Raw genomic sequence first — 401 nt, 5'->3', positions numbered from 1 at the left:
GGCGGAGACGCGGTTTAGATGGGGCTTCGACTGCTCCCTTCAGATCGGGATCCACGCGGCGGCAAGTGCGATGACGATGGCGGCCATCGCCCCGGCAATGAGATCATCGAGCATGATCCCGATGCCGCCGGGCACCTTCCGGTCCGCCACCCGCACGGGCCAGGGTTTCCAGATATCGAAGAGCCGGAAGAGGGCGAAGCCGGCAAGGATCCAGAGCCATCCGGCCGGCGCGGCGACCATGGTCAGGAGAAAGCCGACCCACTCGTCCCAGACGATCGCGGAAGGGTCTTTGGAGTCCAGATCACGTGCCGTGCGCTCGCAGGCCCAGATCCCGATGAGCGTGAAGAGGACCAGCAAGCCGACGTAGAACGGCCAGGCCAGCGGGCTCAGGAGCAGATAGA

General features: G+C 65.3%; 1 protein-coding gene. It reads right to left on the bottom strand.

Going from position 1 to position 401, the window contains the following annotated elements:
- Positions 1–39: 39 nt before the first annotated feature.
- Positions 40–401 (bottom strand): phosphatidylglycerophosphatase A (locus tag GPT33_RS18315; RefSeq protein WP_296811960.1); only part of this gene is annotated, 362 nt, incomplete at its 5' end.

Source organism: Thiocapsa sp., assembly GCF_011390875.1.
GTDB lineage: Bacteria > Pseudomonadota > Gammaproteobacteria > Chromatiales > Chromatiaceae > Thiocapsa.
Note: the sequence above shows the minus strand (reverse complement) of the source record. Positions and strands in the feature narration are given on the sequence as shown.